A 256-nucleotide genomic window follows, 5' to 3' on the forward strand; every position below is an offset into this window, starting at 1 on the left:
TGCTAAGGGTAATACTTGGCAAGGGCAACTTGTCCTGCGCCCACTGCGTGAAGCTGTGTCAGCCTTACCTGGTTTTGAAGTCGGCGAGATAGCTGCCGAAAATCTTTCCCGCACGCTGGATGAAGTTCAGTTGACGCTGGATGATAAAGGGCGCGGCGAAGTTTCTACAGAAAGCCAGTGGAAGGAAACGCATTCCCCATTCCAGGTTATTTTCCAGGGTAGTTTGCTGGAATCGGGCGGTCGCCCGGTGACGCGC

General features: G+C 54.3%; 1 pseudogene. It reads left to right on the forward strand.

The features are described from left to right. Positions 1-256: pseudogene (locus tag V5P19_RS24000) on the forward strand (alpha-2-macroglobulin family protein); the annotation flags it as partial.

Source organism: Enterobacter sp. UNJFSC 003 (assembly GCF_036903355.1).
In the GTDB taxonomy this organism is placed as follows: Bacteria; Pseudomonadota; Gammaproteobacteria; order Enterobacterales; family Enterobacteriaceae; genus Enterobacter.